Origin of the sequence: Shewanella sp. SR44-4, assembly GCF_014163715.1 — a bacterium.
Classification (GTDB): domain Bacteria; phylum Pseudomonadota; class Gammaproteobacteria; order Enterobacterales; family Shewanellaceae; genus Shewanella.
Window position 1 is genome coordinate 18393 of record NZ_JACJDU010000046.1, and the last position, 19618, is coordinate 38010.

The 19618-nt window shown below is 41.8% G+C and carries 17 protein-coding genes; 12 read left to right on the forward strand and 5 right to left on the reverse strand.

All coding sequences use genetic code 11. The features are described 5' to 3' along the window. Positions 1–140: 140 nt before the first annotated feature. Positions 141–1049 (reverse strand): D-alanyl-D-alanine endopeptidase, encoded by a 909-nt coding sequence (gene pbpG / locus H5125_RS17655; protein WP_101085895.1) that lies wholly within the window; start codon positions 1047–1049, stop codon positions 141–143. Positions 1050–1395: 346 nt separating this feature from the next. On the opposite strand from pbpG, the gene H5125_RS17660 reads away from it, so the two are divergent. The 3 genes from H5125_RS17660 (at position 1396) to rpiA (ending at position 4296) form a co-directional block, all read left to right on the forward strand. Beyond that, entirely contained in the window at positions 1396–2748 is a 1353-nt protein-coding gene (locus H5125_RS17660; RefSeq protein ID WP_182744890.1) for an ATP-binding protein, read from the forward strand. An 11-nt stretch (positions 2749–2759) separates the two neighbouring features. Further along, complete coding sequence (locus H5125_RS17665; protein ID WP_101085897.1) at positions 2760–3572, forward strand: mechanosensitive ion channel family protein; 813 nt, start codon at positions 2760–2762, stop codon at positions 3570–3572. A 64-nt stretch (positions 3573–3636) separates the two neighbouring features. Next, complete coding sequence (rpiA, locus tag H5125_RS17670) at positions 3637–4296, forward strand: ribose-5-phosphate isomerase RpiA (protein ID WP_011636324.1); 660 nt, start codon at positions 3637–3639, stop codon at positions 4294–4296. A gap of 143 nt (positions 4297–4439) precedes the next feature. On the opposite strand, the gene H5125_RS17675 is transcribed toward rpiA, so the two are convergent. Further along, on the reverse strand, positions 4440–6302 hold the full coding sequence (locus H5125_RS17675) for a methyl-accepting chemotaxis protein (protein WP_182744891.1): 1863 nt from the start codon (positions 6300–6302) through the stop codon (positions 4440–4442). A 277-nt stretch (positions 6303–6579) separates the two neighbouring features. On the opposite strand from H5125_RS17675, the gene H5125_RS17680 reads away from it, so the two are divergent. Genes H5125_RS17680 through H5125_RS17690 form a run of 3 tightly spaced genes read left to right on the forward strand, consistent with a single transcriptional unit; the run spans position 6580 to position 8671 of the window. Further along, a complete protein-coding gene (locus H5125_RS17680; RefSeq protein ID WP_310734197.1) occupies positions 6580–7098 on the forward strand; it encodes an RNA polymerase sigma factor in 519 nt (172 codons plus the stop codon). Next, a complete protein-coding gene (locus tag H5125_RS17685) occupies positions 7095–7736 on the forward strand; it encodes a hypothetical protein (RefSeq protein WP_182744892.1) in 642 nt (213 codons plus the stop codon). Before H5125_RS17680 ends, H5125_RS17685 begins: the two co-directional genes overlap by 4 nt. Beyond that, positions 7733–8671: a DUF4097 family beta strand repeat-containing protein gene (locus H5125_RS17690; RefSeq protein ID WP_182744893.1), complete on the forward strand. Its 939-nt coding sequence runs from the start codon at positions 7733–7735 to the stop codon at positions 8669–8671. Before H5125_RS17685 ends, H5125_RS17690 begins: the two co-directional genes overlap by 4 nt. 183 nt (positions 8672–8854) lie before the next feature. Here the strand turns inward: H5125_RS17690 and rsuA are convergent, their stop codons facing one another. Beyond that, positions 8855–9544: a 16S rRNA pseudouridine(516) synthase RsuA gene (gene rsuA, locus H5125_RS17695; protein ID WP_101085902.1), complete on the reverse strand. Its 690-nt coding sequence runs from the start codon at positions 9542–9544 to the stop codon at positions 8855–8857. 293 nt (positions 9545–9837) lie between these two features. On the opposite strand from rsuA, the gene H5125_RS17700 reads away from it, so the two are divergent. From H5125_RS17700 to H5125_RS17715, 4 genes are all read left to right on the forward strand, one after another. Then, positions 9838–11925 carry a M13 family metallopeptidase gene (locus H5125_RS17700; protein WP_182744894.1) on the forward strand — a complete coding sequence of 696 codons (2088 nt, stop codon included), beginning with the start codon at positions 9838–9840 and terminating at the stop codon, positions 11923–11925. 214 nt (positions 11926–12139) lie between these two features. Continuing rightward, positions 12140–12919: a GTP pyrophosphokinase gene (locus H5125_RS17705; RefSeq protein ID WP_182744895.1), complete on the forward strand. Its 780-nt coding sequence runs from the start codon at positions 12140–12142 to the stop codon at positions 12917–12919. 175 nt (positions 12920–13094) lie between these two features. Further along, positions 13095–13496, forward strand: a complete 402-nt coding sequence (locus H5125_RS17710; RefSeq protein ID WP_011636316.1) for an SMI1/KNR4 family protein — start codon at positions 13095–13097, stop codon at positions 13494–13496. A 91-nt stretch (positions 13497–13587) separates the two neighbouring features. After that, entirely contained in the window at positions 13588–14088 is a 501-nt protein-coding gene (locus H5125_RS17715) for a DUF4447 family protein (RefSeq protein ID WP_162022444.1), read from the forward strand. 62 nt (positions 14089–14150) lie between these two features. Here H5125_RS17715 and H5125_RS17720 read toward each other — a convergent pair whose 3' ends face one another. Beyond that, positions 14151–14783 (reverse strand): glutathione S-transferase family protein, encoded by a 633-nt coding sequence (locus H5125_RS17720; protein WP_162022443.1) that lies wholly within the window; start codon positions 14781–14783, stop codon positions 14151–14153. A 95-nt stretch (positions 14784–14878) separates the two neighbouring features. Continuing rightward, positions 14879–17446 (reverse strand): TonB-dependent receptor, encoded by a 2568-nt coding sequence (locus H5125_RS17725; protein ID WP_182744896.1) that lies wholly within the window; start codon positions 17444–17446, stop codon positions 14879–14881. Between the two features lie 223 nt (positions 17447–17669). Here H5125_RS17725 and H5125_RS17730 point away from each other — a divergent pair, with 223 nt between their 5' ends. After that, positions 17670–18209, forward strand: coding sequence for a PH domain-containing protein (locus H5125_RS17730; protein ID WP_182744897.1), 540 nt, complete (start codon positions 17670–17672; stop codon positions 18207–18209). 12 nt (positions 18210–18221) lie between these two features. Beyond that, a complete protein-coding gene (locus H5125_RS17735; RefSeq protein WP_182744898.1) occupies positions 18222–19487 on the forward strand; it encodes an NRAMP family divalent metal transporter in 1266 nt (421 codons plus the stop codon). Positions 19488–19618 lie beyond the last annotated feature (131 nt).

Genomic DNA, 19618 nt, shown 5'->3' on the forward strand with positions numbered 1-19618 from the left:
TAGTGTAAGGCTTTAACAATCGATAAAACAGCAGGTACTTTATGGTACCTATAGATATTAATAAGCCAATATTAAAAGTGTATTGATAAAAAAAGCCCATTCAACAAAGTGAATGGGCGTTAATTGTGGTCATTCAGCAGTTAAATACTGTTATTCAGAATCGCTTGGCGTTGTTTTTTATAGGCTTTAGCCGATGCAGGGATCGGTGTTGTACGCCCGGTTTCTAGCCAGTTCTTTAATCGGTTGGCATCTGCCATGTGGGTGTATTTACCAAATGAGTCCAGTACCACAAATGCCACTTTACGCTTGTTCATTTCAGTTAACATCACTAAACAATGGCCCGCTTTATTGGTAAAGCCCGTTTTGGTTAATGCAATATTCCAATTGTTTTTAAATACCAGTTTATTGGTGTTTTGAAAATCTAAGGCATAACGTGGTGATTCAAAGTTAACGTGCTTTTTAGTGGTCGAGCTCAGCTTGCCTAATAACGGATACGTTTGACTGGCTTTAAGCAATAATATGAGATCGTTAGCGCTAGATACATTGTCAGGTGACAAGCCTGTTGGTTCAACATAACGGGTTTGGCTCATGCCCAGTGCGGTCGCTTTGTCGTTCATTGCACGCACAAAAGCCTTAAATCCACCTGGATAATTATGTGCAAGTGAGGTCGCGGCACGATTTTCTGACGACATTAATGTTAATAGCAACATGGTTTCACGAGTCACCACGCTGCCTAAACGCACTCGTGAATAAATATTGCGCATCACAGGTGAGTCAGTAATTTTTACTGAGATTTTTTCATCTAATGCAAGCTTGGCATCCAATGTCACCATGGCAGCCATTAACTTGGTCACTGAGGCAATAGGCACAGGTTGATTTGGATTACTTGAATATAAAACTTCATTGGTGGCTAAGTCGACCAACATAGCACTACCGGAGGCTAACTCTTGTTGAGGTTTGATTTGCACAACTTGTGCTGCAAAAGACATTGGGCTGCTCAACGAAGTTGAACATAATAAAGCGCAGGCAAAAAAGAAACGAAGTTTCATTAACATCACTTGAAAAATAAACCTAATAAGTCCACTGAGTATACGATAAAGGATTAGACCGACAATAGATAAATAATCACTATTAGTAAGTTTTTAGTGAATTTGGCGCAGTTTGAGTCAAAAGCATTCGCAATGACTCATCTCAATCCGGCTCAAGCTAAGTGATAAACAGCTAAACGATAACCCTGCATTCGCCAAGCGAGCTATTTTAGTCATAGTGTTGGCAATCGATTAGTGAGGTCTTTGTTATTGAATAAAGGGCACAAGAAGATGAGCTTCAGCACAGATAACGCTTTTTGTTGTCTTCATGTTAAGATTGAATAAGTCGTTTAAAAAGAGAGTATAGATGGACATTAACTTGCGTTTTTTTAGTCGATTAAACCCATGGCTCAATAGCTTATTGACCTCTAAAGCTACCCTAAAAACAGAGGCTGATGAAGCGCAAAAAGGGCAGATGTCGCTCAAGACTATCGCCAACCAATATCCGCTTCAAACTCGTCGGGGTCCAATTACTCAGGTGATGCTATATCAGTCACTTTATGCCAGTGATGATTTCGTTGGCCGAGAAAAACAACTCAAGCAAATTACCGATGTGATAAACCAATGGCGTAATCATCACGGCGAAATCAGTGCCATTGTCTCGCCTGCTGGAGCTGGAGGATCATCTTTTTTAGGCCAACTGCCGCCTTTACTGCAAACCATTATCGCCGAAGACACTAAAAAAGCACCGATGCCTGACGTAAAACCGTTGCCGTCCAAGTGGCTATTGATGAGTTTTTATCAAGCGCCATTAGGCGCAAATGACGCGATAGCCCATGTTTGTTATTGTTTTGGTATTACGCCACCAAACACCATCACCGAAACGATTGCCGCCATCAACCAGCAACCACCACAGTTAATTATGATAGATGATATGCACAAGCTGATGTTGAGAGTGATGGGAAATAATCAAGCCTTGGTAACCTTTGCAACTATCGTGATGGAAACGCGTAAACATCATTGTTGGATCATAAGCTGTGAAATATTTGCATGGCAACGATTAAGTGCACAGTACCAAATTCATCACTTTATTAAGCATGTTTTTCAGCTCGATTATTTCAGTGAAACCGAATTAGCCACAATACAAACAAAGCATCTGCTTGATTTAGGGTTAATCAGTAACGACGTGATGACCAAAGAAACCGCTACTGCAGCCGATAAAAACACCAAAAAAAACACTGCACAGCAAGCTGAACAAACCAACAATAATCAAGCGGATATTGTAAATCCTTATAAAGACCAGCTAAAACAGCTGTACACTATCAGCCAAGGGCACCCCAAATTAGCATCATTGTTGCTACAGTATTCTCTCGCGCACCAAGTCGATATCGGTTCGGATAATAGCTCAAATAGTCGTTCAAATAATGGCATTGATATTTGCCGCATTAACTCATCTGTATTGCAACAATGCCAAGACAATGACCTATTTTCATTAGCAGAAATTTATGTTCATGGTGGCTTACGAGTGAGTCAGCATGCACATATTTTTGTCATTACGATTGAACAAAGCAGCTTGCAGTTAGAATATTTAGCTCGCCAAGGACTTATTATTGCGCAATATTCACAACAAGATTTTGCCGAGCATTTCTACTTTATTACTCCAACCTTAAGTAAAATTGTCGCCAGCCATTTGGTGAATCACAATAAGTTGTTTAATTAAACGAGGCGACTATGGAAGATTCCCGTAAAGCATTACAAGCATTTTTAGAGATCATTTCGTTTGACCGAATAATCAGTATTTTACTGCTGTGTCTAATGGCGTGGCTGTTATTGGTACTGATCCAATTTTGCTTAAATCAACTGAATAAAGCCTTGCCTAAATACCGCTTAATTTGGAATCGGTCATACCCTTTTGTGCGTTTATTTGTGTGGTTGAGTGTGATTGTTTATTCGATCGTTGGCATTATCGATCCACATGAGAACTTAATCCTCGCAGTGGTAGGTTCAATCAGTATTGTGGTGGGTTTAGCTACCCAAGAACCAGCCAAAAACATGATTGCTGGGTTTATTATTATGATCAACCCGCCTTATCGCGTTGGTGATATGGTAACGTTATCTGGACATTATGGTGAAGTCATTAAACTGGAATGGAGCGTAACTTGGCTGCGTACCTTTGATGATAATACCGTGATGGTGCCTAATGCTGAGGCGTTAAAAACTGCAGTATCCAATGCAAATAGCGGCGCTTTAGATGAAATGGTGGTAGTGAGTTTTACCATTCCAATGAATGCCGATCACAACAAAGCCATCGCGCTGGCCAGAGAAGCAACGCAATGCTCACCATATACCTTTTTAAATAAGCCCATTATTGTCAACTTAGGTAACGAGCACGACTTTGGCCAGTTTTTACAAACCATCACAGTCAAAGCGTATGTGATGGACGTAAGATTAGAGAAAAAGTTTATCAGTGACATCAATATCAGGGTATTAAGCGCATTTAAAAATGCCCAATTTTATGATGTACAACAAACGGTATTTCAGTAATTTACGCTATAATCGACTCAATTGTTAGATAACACTTTTTGATTGTTAAAATGGAGAATTTGCTATGACTCAAGATGAAATGAAGAAAGCGGCAGGTTGGGCAGCGCTGCAGTATGTCAAAAAAGACACCATCGTCGGTGTAGGTACAGGCTCTACAGTCAATCACTTCATTGATGCACTTGCCACCATGAAAGATGACATCGAAGGTGCGGTATCAAGCTCTGAAGCATCAACGAAAAAACTCATCGAACTCGGAATTGAAGTATTTGATTTAAACAGTGTTGATTTGATTGATGTCTATGTTGATGGCGCGGATGAGATTAACGACCGCATGGATATGATTAAAGGTGGCGGAGCTGCATTAACGCGCGAGAAGATTGTCGCGGCGGTAGCTAAACGGTTTATTTGTATTGTAGATAATACCAAACAAGTGCCCATTTTAGGTGAGTTTCCGTTGCCTGTTGAAGTCATCCCGATGGCACGATCTTATGTGGCGCGTGAGCTGGTAAAATTAGGTGGCGACCCCGTTTACCGTCAAGGCGTAATAACCGATAACGGCAACGTTATTTTAGATGTCTACAATATGAAAATTTTAGACCCTAAAGTGATGGAAACTAAAATCAACGCCATTGTCGGCGTAGTGACTAACGGTTTATTTGCTAACCGCGGTGCCGATGTACTACTAGTAGGCACCCCTGATGGCGTTAACACCATCACACTGTAAAAACTAAACCATTCGCTTGATTAACTTGAATGTTTAGCAACAGCACAAAAAAATGGCCTAGCATTACTGCTAGGCCATTTTTTTATCTGTTTTAGTCTCTATTTTAGTACCTGTTTTAGAACCTGTTCTGCAATGACAACGAATTACACTGTGAACTGGCTCACCGCTTCATGCAGTGCTTTGGCTCGTACTCTCACATCTTCAGAAGCCGCGGCATTCTCTTCCGCTGCTTGCGATGATTCATCGGCAATATCACGGATAACTACCACGTTTTTACCCACCTCTGCAGCTACCATGCTTTGCTCTTCAATTGCCGCAGCTATTTGAGTACTCATGTCCATAATATTGGTCACGTCATTGGTAATGGTTCGTAAAACATCACCAGCGATGGCGGCTTGTTCAGCACTCTCCCGCCCTTGTTGTTGGCTTTCGTGCATAAGGTTAACAATAGAATGAGTTCGCGCTTGTAAGGTTGAAATGATGCTGGAGATTTCTTGAGTCGACGTTTGTGTTCGCAAGGCTAACGTACGAACCTCATCGGCAACAACCGCAAAACCACGACCTTGTTCACCTGCTCTTGCTGCTTCAATCGCCGCATTTAATGCTAATAAGTTTGTTTGATCAGCAATACCCCTAATCACATCAAGCACGCTGCCAATAGTGACACTGTCTCGTTCAAGCTCGGTAACCACACTGGCTGAATCGGCTAATTGCTTCGCTAGCAAGGTGATTTTTTGAACGGTGAGTTCTACGCCCTGTTGACCTGATTGAGCGTTCTCATGAGTTTGACTAGCCTTACTGGCCGCCAATTCAGTATTCTTGGCAATTTCGTCAATGGTAGCCCCCATTTCGGTAACGGCTGTAGCGACCATGTCGGTTTCATTAAGCTGGCGTAATACGCCTTTAGAAGCTGTCATAGCATTTCGAGACAGCTCTTGGCACGACTCATTCATTGCAGTAACCGACTCGTCCACTTGTTGAATCAATTCTTGAAAAGTCATGACCATTTGGTTGAAGTGATAGGCGATTTTCGATATTTCATCATTACCAGACTCATCACAACGCATTGATAAATCTTTACTTTTTTCAATTGAAGAAATTACATAGGTAATATCTTGCACCGGCTTAATAATGCTACGAATAATTAAATAGGTGAAAATACACAGTACTGCAGCGATTAACAAAAATATGCTTAAGCCAATAATGAAAGCCTGATTTTTACCATGTTCAATTTCGGCCAAGGTTTCCTCTCGCAGGGTAACGGTATCATTATCGGTTTGATGAATTTTATCCCGCAACTCGGCCATTTTACCGTCTTCGTCCGACAGACCAAATAGCACTTCTTTATTGACTAAATTGTTAAAATTCACTCGATAATCTTTAATATCTGCGCTCAATAGCTCTTTGTCAGAGAAGGACAAAGTAGACTGTTGTACTTGAGCTAAAAAACGGCCAATTCCATCATCAAAAGCTTGTACATATTTAGGATCACGACGGAGCATAAAGTCTTTCTCACTGCGACGCAGCTGAAGCATAGCCACCAGCAGGGCATCATCGGCATTGCCACTCAGCACAGTTTCGACTTTTTTAACTGCCAAACGCAAATCGCCATATAAACCTGACTCGGGAGTTAGCCCTATCTCAACTTTTAGCGCGATGAGCTCATGGAATATCGTTTTATAATCATTGAGGTTGTTTTCAAAATCATCTAAAGCATCAACATTCATATCTTGATGTTCTAGCGCAACACGTACTTCAGCCATATAAGCCAAAATATCATTCATGCTATGTTTAAATTTTTCAATATAAACAGTATCTGCACGATGGAGAAAATCCTTTTCTTCAGTACGTAATTCAAGCACTTTTTTTTCAATTTCAACAATACTGCTCGATGCGGTTGATAATTCCAACAGGACTGATTCAGAATAATTTTGTAACCCGAACATCGCGAGTACTGAGGAGATTGAAATGATCGAACTTAAAATAAGTTTCGAACGAATAAGCATATTTTCTACCACCCAAGAGTAAGATTTAACGTTATTGTTATTATTTTATGATCTGGCATGGAATTTAGATCAATCTTGCAACATCAGTATAGCAATTAGTTATCGGCAAACATGAATAAAGCTAAACTTTTTAAAAGAAAAGTGATTATTTATAAACACTCATATAAACCTTTTGCCGACTTGAGGCTGTCAAATAACTACACCATCATATTGGATATGTTGTGACATTAAGGATGCCACTATTAATCAGTCAAAAACCGAGCAATTAAGCCACTTAGTGGCACTTGACGACAGTCAGTTGGTCGCAATAGCGGTGACTGGCTGCAAACAGGCATTCCAGCAACTCTATCGGCGTCATCATAAACGGGTTTACGCCATTTGCTTTAGATTGAGTGGCCAAGCTCATCTTGCTGACGATATGACCCAAGCTTGTTTTATACGCTTATGGCATAAATTGGACCAATTCAGAGGCGACAGCCAATTTACCACCTGGTTGCATCGCTTGTGCGTCCGCCAAGCGATTAACGAACTAAAGGTACAACAATCGTGGTGGCGACGCTTTATACCGACAGAGCAACTTGAGCCGCAGGACATACCCACGGTTGCCTTTGATGAATATCACCAATTGGATAAGTGTATTGCCAAATTACCTCAACGGACTCGTATGGTATTTGTACTGTGTGCAATTGAAGGTTATCAACATAAAGAAATTGCCGCCCTACTCAACATTGCCGAGGGCACGAGTAAAGCGCAGTACCATAATGCTAAACAATTTTTACAGGAGATGCTTGCATGAACCCGTCACCGCAAGACCTCGATAGCCTAATCAAGTCATTGCCGCTAGAGATGCAACCTACAACCGATTTGTGGCCAGCGATTGCAGCTAAGTTACCACCTCAATCTCAGCAAAAAAAACATCTGGTTCGCCCTTGGCTTATCGCCGCTAGCGTTGCAGTTTTTTGTATGCTGACCATCCTGCTTTGGCAACGCCCAGAGGGTAATTCATTGCTGCCGCAAACTGCCACAATAACCTCAACCGCCCCAGGGTCGACATTGAATACTGAGGTAAGCCTAGTAACATCACCAACCCACACCCAGGCAACATTAGCTGAGACAACATTAGCTGAGCTAGTCGATCAAATAGCCATGACTCATCAGAGCCAACTGGATGTTTTTAATCAAAACCAATACACCGTGAGTTGGCAATTATCATCAACTGATGCTCCACAACAGATACAGAGCGATATTAGCCAAGCATTAGCCGAGCTGGATACCGCCTCAAAACAAGTACAAGCAGCATTGAAACAACAACCGACTAATCAACAAATGTGGCAATTATGGCGCTGGATCATGCAACGTCAAATAACCCTATTGCAGCAAGGCCAAAAGCTCCCATTTACGTCTAAACGGACACCACAAGGAAATACAATATGAGCATTCTTAAATACGTGTTAATCGTGCCGTTAATCGGTATCAGTTTTATCTCAATGGCCAAAGAAGCCGTTGACCAACAATTAACGGTCACAGATAACCCTTCGGTCAGCATGAAAATACAACGGGGTAACGTTGAGCTCGTCAGTTGGGATAAAAATAGCATTCAGATTAAAGGTGAACTTGATGAGTTAAGCCAAGGCTTAATATTTGAGGTTAAAGGCAATAGCGTTATTGTAGAAGATAAATTACCCCGCAGTTATCAGGGCAGTAATAAACAAGGGTCACAACTGACCATTTACCTGCCTAAACAGCTAGGTTTAGATGCCGAGGGAGTATCAGCCAGTTATCAATTATCACAGCTAAATGGCCAAATATCGTTAGCGTTAGTCAGCGGCAACATTAACGCCCAACAACTTAGTGGCAATACTAAACTCACCACGGTGTCAGGCAATATTAATACCTCTGAGCTAGCAGGAAAAATTAACCTCGAAACAGTATCGGGCGATATCACTGATAGCAATAGCCAAGGCGAGGCTGAGCTGCGCTTAGTCAGTGGCGAACTAAAAAGCCAAAGCGCTTTTACACATTTGTCTGTCGACCAAGTGTCTGGTGACATAACCGCAATCGTTAACCAAGTCACTGAGTTGAATATTGTTACCATCAGTGGCGATGCACAATTAACCTTAGGGGCCGATTTAAACAAAGCTCAACTCGAAACCATAAGTGGAGATATGGCACTAACGTTTGCTGCTATGCCTAACATCAGTTTTATGATTGATGGCGGCCCTGGTGGAAAAATCGACAATCAATTAACCGATGATAAACCGCTAAAACAAAAGTACTCACCAGCCAAAACGTTGCAGTTCAAAACTCAAGCTGGCACAGGCCAAGTCAACATCAATACCATTAGTGGCAAAATTAGCCTGACTCAATAAGTGTAAAATAACATTAGCTCGGGGTAAGCGATGCTTATAAAAGAGCGCTTTGCTCGCAATTGATTCTGTATTGAAAAAGTGATTTTGTATTGAGTAGAAATTGATTTGCAATGAGCAGATAAAGAAATGCCCGGTAATCATTATATGGTGACAACCGGGCACTTTTATATATTCAAATAATGACTACACAGATTTCATTTCAGCATCGGTTAAAAAGCGCCATTCACCTGCGGCTAAGTCCGTGTTTAACTCGATATCACCTACCGCTTCACGGTGTAAATTAACCACTCTATTACCCACCGCGGCAAACATACGCTTAACTTGATGGTACTTACCTTCGCTAATCGTCAATCGCACATGGGTTGAGTCAATAATATCGAGCAAAGCAGGCTTGGTCAGCTCATCTTCATTGCGCAGCTCAACACCATCGGCAAATACCTGGATTAAACTGTCATCAATAGGTTCGGCTAATTCAACCAAATAGCGTTTACCACAATCTTTCTTTGGCGAAGTGATTTTATGCGACCACTGACCATCGCTGGTAATTAACACTAAGCCTGTGGTGTCGACATCTAATCGACCAGCAATGTGCAAAGTGTCCATTTTCTCAATATCAATCAAACTCAATACGGATGGATATTCTTCATCGATGGTTGAACAAATGGTGTCTACCGGTTTGTTTAACATGATGTAACGCTCGCCAATCACGCTAATTAATATGCCGTCTAAATGCACCGACATTTGTGGTAGTACTTTAAAACCTGAGTTTTTGACCACAACACCATCACAGGTAACGTCACCACGATGCAAGGCTCTCTTGGCCAATGACCGAGTCAGTTCGGTACTTTCACAGATAAATTTGTCTAAACGCACAATGATTACTCAATCTAAAAATATTGACGCTATTATGCTGCTTACACGCTTAAATAGAAATCAATCACCGATATTTTTCACCGCTAAGGTAATTTTTGGTTACACATCCTCACAAAAAACACGCTAAAAAGGCCTCCTTGCGGCTTGTTTTATAGGCGGATAAGGCCTTAACATACAATTCACAATAAAAAGTAATAGCTTTTCCCTTTGGATAAAGGGGTTATTACTGAATTAAGCGACACTGATCGCAATGCCCCATTGAAGGGCTTTTTACATCAAGCAAAGGAAACAACATGAGAAAATTGGTTATTGGCGGTCTATGCGCCTCATTAATTGCAGGCTTGAGTGCTTGTAGTGATGACAAGGCAGTCGTTACGCCTGCTGCAGATGTCGCAAAAACAGCTACTGCTGCTGCAGTAGAAAAAGCACTTACGTCTGGCATCACGTTTGACAACATCGACAAGTCAGTGCGCCCACAAGACGATTTTTATATGTATGTTAACGGCACATGGATGAAAAATGCAGAAATCCCTAGCGACCGTACCAACATTGGCGCATTTTACGACTTACGTGAAAATGCACGTGATGACGTTAAAGCCATTATTGAAGATTTAAGCGCGACGCCAAATCTAGCCGATGGCACAGATGAACAGAAAGTGGCTGATTTATATCGCTCATTCATGGATGTTGAAACGCTTGATAAATTAGGTATTGCACCAATCCAAGCTGATTTGGATAAAATTGCAGCCCTGAAAGATAAAAAAGAATTAACCGCATTTTTTGGTGAAAACCAAGCAAACGGTGGCGGTACACCGCTAGCATTCTATGTTGAAATTGATGCTAAAGATTCAAGCCGTTATGCCACACACATTTGGCAATATGGTTTAAGCCTGCCAGAGAAAGATTACTACTTTAATCAAGAAGAACGCTTCGTCAACATCCGTAAAGCCTACGTTGAACACATTGAGAAAATGTACAACCTTGCAGGCTTAGCAAATGCAAAAGCCAACGCTGAAGCCATTCTTGCACTTGAAACTCAAATTGCAGAAAAGCATTGGGACGTAGTTGAAACGCGCGACAGTACTAAAACATACAACCTATACCAAGTTAAGAATTTGCCAGAATTGGCTTCAGAAATTAACTGGGATGGTTATTTAGCGGCGCTTGGCGGCGACAAGCAAACAGATATCATTATCAACCAACCAAGTTATATCCAAGGCTTAAACGAGGTGCTTAAAAATAACGACCTTGATACTTGGAAAAACTACATGACTTGGATGGCATTAACTCATAATGCCAGCAATTTATCTGAAGCATTAGATAACGAAAACTTTGAGTTTTTCTCTAAGACGCTTAATGGTCAAGAAGAACAAGAACCTCGTTGGAAGCGTGGCGTGAGCACTGTGAGTGACACGCTAGGCGAAGTAGTGGGTAAAGTGTATGTGAAACGTCACTTTGCACCAGAAGCTAAAACCCGCATGGAACAGTTAGTTGAAAACCTACGTGGCGCTTATAGTTCAAGCATTGATTCATTAGATTGGATGAGTGCTGATACTAAAGTTGCTGCAAAAGATAAATTGGCTAAGTTTAATCCTAAAATTGGTTACCCGAACAAATGGGATGACTACAGCAAACTAACCATTAAAGCAGATGATTTAGTCGGTAACGCCAAGCGTGCAGCGATTGTTGAGCATAACAAAAGTCTTGCTAAGTTAGGCCAACCAATTGACAAAGACGAGTGGCACATGACGCCACAAACCGTTAACGCTTACTACAACCCAACCATGAACGAAATCGTGTTCCCTGCTGCGATTTTACAACCGCCTTTCTTCAACTTAGAAGCTGATGATGCGGTTAACTATGGTGGTATTGGTGCTGTTATTGGCCACGAAATGGGCCATGGCTTTGATGACCAAGGTGCTAAATTTGATGGCGAAGGTAACATGCGTGACTGGTGGACCGAAGCTGACTTAAAAGCATTCGAGTCAAAAGGCAATGCATTAATCGCTCAGTACAATGGTTATCAAGTGTTTGACGACCTACACGTGAATGGCAGCTTAACATTAGGCGAGAACATTGGTGACTTATCAGGTGTGACTATCGCCTATAAAGCTTACAAAATGTCACTTGACGGTAAAGAAGCACCAGTTATTGATGGCTTAACAGGCGATCAACGTTTCTTCATGGGCTTCACTCAAATTTGGCGTGTAAAGATGAAAGAAGAAGCCATGCGTAACCGCGTTGCAACTGATCCGCATTCACCTGGTCATTTCCGTGCATTAGGTGCGTTATCTAACATGCCTGAGTTCTACAGCACTTATGACGTGAAAGAAGGCGACAAAATGTACATTGAGCCTGCTAGTCGCGTAAAAATTTGGTAATCACCAAGACGAATGACTGACTTAGGTCACATTTACACACAAAAAAGGGCATCGAAAGATGCCCTTTTTTTATAAAAAAAACTAACCAATTGATAATAAAAACAAATACAACACAAAGCCACGTTAATATATATCATTAAACCTTGTTCATTCAGCCCCTATTCAGCCAAAAAGCGGTACATTGGGTTAACAGACATTATGCTGGAGCTATTCAATGAATAAGCTGTTTCGTACCTTCTTTATATTCTTAATTTTACTGTCTACACGTGGTGCTATTGCCCAGCCTAACGAGCTTAAATACACCAAGCTAGCTCAGCCATCTGACTTCAGCCAAAAATCATCTAATGATATTGAGCAGCTAATGGCGCTTTATGATCACAACAGCGACTTGGTGACACAAGATAGTGATAACTTGCATGCTCTGATGTCTCGGGCACCAGTGGCGCAGCAAGAACTGATTGACCTACTCCACTTCATTGATCAATCAAGTAATACTAAAACCATTATTCCTGCGACCAAAAGTTATCAGCGTGCCGCTCAAAAAGTGCAAACAAAATTTAATGGCGACGCCAGCCAACTAACCGATATAGCACGGGCAAGTGTGGTGGCCTATGACGTAAAAAGCTTGCTATCAAGTTACCAACAGTTGAGCCAATACACCGAAATTGTGCAATTAAAAAATCGTTTTTCTCATCCTAAAGTGTCAGGTTATCGTGATTTAAATGTATTAGTGAAATTACCCGTTAGCCAAATGGTGGTTGAAGTACAATTTCATTTAAATGATATTGCCGACATAAAAAGTGGCCCTGAACATCATGTTTATGAGCAAATCCAACAGATAGAGTCTCAGGCGAAAGCCACATCTAGACACTTAAATGACATTGAGCAAGCCATGATAGCCAAGCTTCGTCAAGACTCGCACAAGCAGTATCATAAAGCGTGGTTAAGCTATAAACGTCAAAGTTTATATAGTTCACAACAACAAGTAGCATAAATACTGATAACTATCCTTATTATGAATAACTCACAACCCCTAACGTTTTTCTAATCACAGTAAGTTTCCACCCTTTTAGCGCTCATATGAGCGCTTTTTTTTTGCCAAACAAGATCCGCAACAATCACTTCTGCTATACTCGCGCCCATTACAAAACGATCTGCTGGACAATGCGATGAATGACATTATTGAACAACTACAAGAATTAAGCGAAACCGTACCGGTGCCGTTAGAATTGCCAACTTTTGAGCAACTTGTAGAAGTTGAAGAACAGATCTTAATTGGTTTACCCAACGATCTAAAAGAATTCTTACTGTATGGCAGCGATGTTATTTATGGCACGCTTGAACCTGTTACCGCTGCCGATCCATCTTCACATACCTACTTACCTGAAGTGGCTTGTTATGCTTGGTCTATTGGATTACCTCGCGAACAAATTGCCATTTGCCAAATCGGTGATAGCTTTTATTGTATTGATGAAGAAAGCCAAGTGTTGTTTTGGAAAAAAGGCCGATTTAGCGACAAAGTATGGGAATCATTTTGGCATTGGGCCGAAGACGTATGGCTTAATCGATAATCTTATTTATTAGCCTAGGTTGGAGTTAACTAACCCAACGCAAGATAATAAACGGTTATCAAACAAATTATCACTAACAATGAGAACGATCATGTCGAAAAATACCGGTTTAAATGCAATTGAAATTCAATGTTTACGTCAGTCTTTAGGCCTAACAACTGAACAGGTTGCTAGCATCACTAAAGCCAGTAATGAAGACGTGATGGCATGGGAATCTGGCGAGAAAGAAGCACCGATTCCGGCTCAAAAAAAGTTACTAGAAATCGATGATATTATCGAAATGCAAGTGCTCAACACCTCTGACGGTATTGAAGAGCTATTTAAAAAAGAGCCTAAGCGTCGGTTAGCCTTTGTGGTGTATCCGACTCAAGCGCTATATACCCAATACAATCCAGAATTTTTAAGCACTTTACCATTAACTGAATTGTACAATGCCGCAGCTTGGCGTATTAAAAAAGAATGTAAACTCGTACTTGAAGTGGATGTAAGCTTAGTCGCGCTCGATGCCGAAGCCTATAAAGCTTATCGTGCTGATAACGGCATGAGCGAAAGCCGAGAAAGCCGTGCAAAATGGGCCGCTACTCAGTTATAAAAAACCTCCATTTTGACAGTCAATCACTAAAAGGAAGCTTCGGGCTTCCTTTTTAATAACGGTTATTTAGCGACATCGGCAAGTGCTACTGTTTTGGCGAGCGCAGCAGCCAAAGCAGGACGTTGCTTTAGCCTATCACGATACGCTGACAACTTTGGCGGAATGTCTTGCTTGAATCCCAAAGCCCACCCTAATGTTTGGCTTAATAGTATATCGGCGACCATTGGCTCGCTGCCACATACAAACCCAGACTCCGGTATCCAAGTTTCTGCAATAGCTGTCGCCTGATCAAACTCCCATTTAGCTACAGTAAACATAGTGTCTACACGCAGTTCTTTTGGCAACGCAAAACGATGCTTTGCAATACTCCAAATCGGTTGTTCAAGCTCACTAATGACAAAACTCATCCAGCGTTCATGGATAGCAGACTCTTGAGTACCCGGTTTTGGCAACCATTTACCTTGGCCGTACTTTTCCGCTAAATAACGCATAATGGCCGCAGATTCGCTTAACACAAAATCACCCTCTGTGAGTACTGGCATTTTGCCACTAGGGTTAAGGGCTAAAAATGCGTCACTTTTATGTTCACCATTAGCAAAATCGATAGCATAAAACTGCCATGCAATACCTAACTCTTCTAAAAGCCAAGATACGCGTAGCGCACGACTTTTTTGGGTTCCGTATAACGTAATCATTTTGGCTCCATTTTGTATGATGAGGTTGATGAGAATAAAAAAAGCCACATTGCACCTTAAGTGAATGTGGCGGTTGTTATCTTATGACGTTGTCATTAGAACTTCATTGTGACTTTAGTATAAATATAACGGCCTAATGGGTTATGTACACCCATTGCGTAACCATATAGGTCAGCATCACCATCACCAATCGCAAATGATGGCTCTTCATCAAACACGTTATTAACACCTACAGATAGCTTAACCATGTCATTGAAACGATATGAACCAGACATATCAACTAACAACTGTGCATCAACGGTACGGGTTTCGTTGAAATCTTCAAACTCGCCGATGTAACTTAAGTTAACGTTAGCGGCAAAGTCATCCATGTTCCAGTTAGTTGTCGCTAACCAGCGGTGTTGTGGATACTCATACTCACCAGTGTAATCAATGATCTCGCCATCAATTTCTTTTTCAAAGCTGATTAAGTAACTGTACTCTAGACCAAACTTAACGTCACCATAGCGGTTTAATTCAAGACCATAATGAGTTGATAAATCCACACCTTGAACTTCTTGTGAACCAATATTGACGAATCCAGATTTAATCACATCAAGCGGACCAAATGTCTGACCTGCTTGCGGTGCATTTCGCAAACAGACCGTACTGTTTTGATCATTACAATTTTCATCATAAAGAACCTGGTTTTGCAGTGAATCAATCTTGTGATCTTGGAGGATATTGTACATATCAACACCAATATCAAACTGCTGACTTGGAGCCCAAATCATGCCCACATTCCAGGTTTCTGACTCTTCTGCTTTAAGGTTAGGGTTACCGGCAAATATAAAGTTGTAATCCAATAACTCACAATCTACGTTATCAGCTTCACAACGATAGCTATCAATTAAAAAGTCACTTTTTTCAGATGGACCTAAGCCTATTTGCGCTAACGATGGTGCACGGAAACCAGTTGACCAAGAACCACGTGCAGTTATCTCGTCACTAATGCCCCATTGGAAGGCAATTTTAGGGTTAGTGGTTGAACCAAAGTCACTGTAGCTGTCATAACGACCCGCTAACTGCAGTTCAAAGTTGTCTGCAATAGGAATTGATAATTCTACATAGGCAGCATGTTGATCACGTGAACCAAATGCAGACACCGCTTCAGTACCAAAAATCAGACCGCGCTGGAACTGCTCATCTGGCACGTCACTAACGCTTTCTTCGCGATACTCTGCACCTGCAGCCATCATGATATCGCGGTCGGCGATAGTAAACGCATGGCCAGAAATACTCGCATCATAAGCTGTGATGCTCGACTTACCTTGTCTTACTAGGCTAGTAGTGATGCGATCAATTACATCTGCTGAGTTAATCGTGCCGCCAAAAGGATTGTAATTACCGGCATCAATTTCGGCTTGTAAGTAATCAGTTCTTACCCAACCTTGTGAACGATCGCCTGTTTGAGTTGATTCACTGCGACCACGTTGCGCTGATACTTCCCAGTCCCAATCGTTTATTACACCGCGAAGACCGGCAACAATACGCATAGTATCTGATTCGATATCCCAACGACGAGCGCCAGCATCAACCGTACGGTAACGGCCGATATCAATGTCTTGCCCAAATGGGTTGTTAGGATGAGAACCAGGCACGGTTAAACCAGCATCTTCATCTAATGGCGTTGGTGCACCACCCGCTTCAGAGGTGTTATGTTGTACAGATAACTCTAAAAATGCAGTTAAATCTTCACCGAGCATGTAATCAAATTGGCCAATAGCACCAACACGCTCAGACGTTGGAATGGTTAAATTGTATGGACCGTAATCAAACAAACAACTGCCACTTGCTGTGGCATTCTCAGCGGGGCAATCAGGATCGATAGTTTTCACACCATTAACATAAAAATACCCTGGAAAGCCTCGTGATGAACGGTAATCTTCACCGCCGTAAGGTGATTGGTTAGCGGTGCCAAAACGACCCATATCGCTTGCTGACAAAGTACCATTAGTAAAGTAATCAAGAATAATTGACGCACTGCCTTTGTCGGCTTTTACGCCCCACACTAAGCTGGCTGTGGTTTCGTCATAACCCGTACCGCTGTCATCACCATAACCTAGGTTAATTTCAAGCCCTTCGATATCTTTTCTTAATATGATGTTAACCACACCAGCGATAGCATCAGAACCATAAATGGCTGAAGCACCGTCTTTAAGAATATCAATGCGCTCAATCGCTGATACTGGGATATTGTTGATATCAACAAATGAATTCGAAATACCTTCAGCAAAGGCACTCGATCCCACTCGGCGACCATTGATAAGTACCAAAGTGGCATCTGGCCCTAAGCCACGTAAACTGATTGATGCACCACCGTTAGCGGTAGAGTCTTGGCTGTTTCCACGAGTAGAAAATGCACCAGAACCGTTTGCAGGCATACGCTCAAGCAATTGTTGTAGGTTATCGAAACCCATGTTGGCGATATCGTCTTTATTTAACGATTGTACTGGCGAAGGTCCTTCAATATCAGTTCGTTTGATACGAGAACCGGTCACTTCAATTCGTTCAACTTTTGATTCAGCACCTGCTTCGGCAGCTTGAGAAACGAATGCGATAGGGGCAAGGGACAGTGATATAGCGATAGCGCAAGCACTACGCAGTAGGTTAGTTTTTTTCATGATCATCCTTAACGTTAATTTATTGTTTTACATCCTTGACTGCTGCACACTGCCGTTAAAGCTATAACGACGCGCAACTCGTGCGGATTTATACTTACGTAACTAAGTTAAGTCATTTCTTAACAAAGTCAACACAAGCCCGTAATGTAAATGTAACCAGCCACTTAAACAAGAATAAATACTTAAAAAAAGTGAATTTAAATGCTTTTGATATGGAGGTCAGATGAGTGACAAAACGCTAGTTAGTGCCCACTTTCATGCAAACCTAGGTCTGTACTGGTTATTGTCTGGCAGCTTAGTCTTTTGCCTAAGTGTTGTTGGTATTCCATTGTTATTATTATGGTTTCCCCTAGGGTTATTGGCGACAAAACGTTACATCAATAACATGAGTGCTGAATTAACTGAGCAAAAACTCATCGTCCGCAAAGGGTTGTTTACTCGAACTGAAAATACCGTTCCATTGGATAAAATCACCGATATGGCACTTATCCAAGGCCCCATCATGCGCATGTTTGGCATACATAAACTTACCGTAGAAACCGCCGGGCAATCTGGTGCTGGGGCGTTAATTAACTTAACGGGCGTCATAAATGTAGTGGATTTTAGAGCACAAGTACTGGCACAAAAAACACAACTCACTGAACGGAAAGACCACACATCGGCCCGCCCCAATACCGATGCATTAATCCTCGACAATCTACAACAAATGAACGCTACTCTTTTGCGTATTGAACAATCATTAACCGCTAAACAATCAAACTAGGTCTTTTTTAACATGCTTAATCAACAAACTGCATCAGCCTTACCGTGGGTATCTCGTGTTAACACACTTTTTAAAGCCACAGGACCAGGGATCTTAATGGCCGCCGCCGCGATTGGCGCTTCTCACTTAGTCGCCTCAACTCGAGCGGGTGCCGAATTTGGTTGGCAACTGGCGTGGCTCATTTTATTAGTCAATATCGTTAAGTATCCTTTCTTCGCCGCTGGCGCTCGCTACACAGCAGCAACTGATGAGAGTTTATTGCACGGTTATCAAAAGCAAGGCCGCGGGTATTTGATGCTGTTTACTGGGCTTAATGTTATTGCCGCCATTGCCAGTACGGCGGGGGTATGTATGTTAACGGCGGCCATGCTAACCCAATTTATTCCGCTATCGATTGATGTATTAGCGCTAATTGTATTGGTCAGCTCATTAGCATTATTAATTTTCGGCCACTACAAACTACTTGATAAAATGACCAAAATTATCATGTTGGCTCTTACGTTAACCACCTTAGTCGCCGTGGCATTGGCTTTTAATCGTCATAGCGGATTCGGCACTCAAGTGGTTGGCGAATCTCCTTGGCAATGGGCGTATGTCGGTTTTTTAGTGGCGATGATGGGTTGGATGCCTGCTCCGATAGAGGTCAGTACTTGGAACTCATTATGGTTAATAGAAAAACGTAAAACTCAAACGGTAACCGCCAAGCAGGCTATTTTTGATTTTAATCTAGGCTATGTCACCACGGCATTACTGGCGATTGTATTTTTAGCGTTAGGCGCATTAGTGATGCACGGCAGTGGCGAGCGTTTTTCTGACTCTGGCGCGGTATTTGCGTCGCAATTGATCACCCTCTATAGCCAAGTTATGGGCAATGAAAGCCGCTATCTCATTGGGATAGTCGCGTTTTTATGTATTTTTAGCACCACAGTGACGGTAATTGATGGTTATAGCCGCACACTTGATATGGGCTGGCGATTACTGTCTAACAACACGTCCACACGCAGTTATTTAACCCAGGTGATGCTCGGGATCAGCGCGCTGGGTTTATTACTCATTTTATTCTTTAAAGGTGCCTTATTACCGCTGCTTGAATTTGTGATGATCCTTGCCTTTATGACTACCGTTATTTTTGCTTGGCTTAACTTCCGTTTAATGACCAGTGACACCTTGGCTAAAAAACATCGTTATGGCCGGGTGATGGTTGGATTGTCTTGGATTGGTTTATTGTATTTAGTTAGCTTCGCTATTTTGTTTATTTATTGGTATCTCACAAAATAATCTCACTAAAAGCCTAGAGACTAGGACGCTACGCGGCTAGATCCTATAAAATCAACAGCCTAACAGCGAAGCGATACCAGCAGACCGAAGGTCGCACTAGCAGACCGAAGGTCGCACTAGCAGACCGAAGG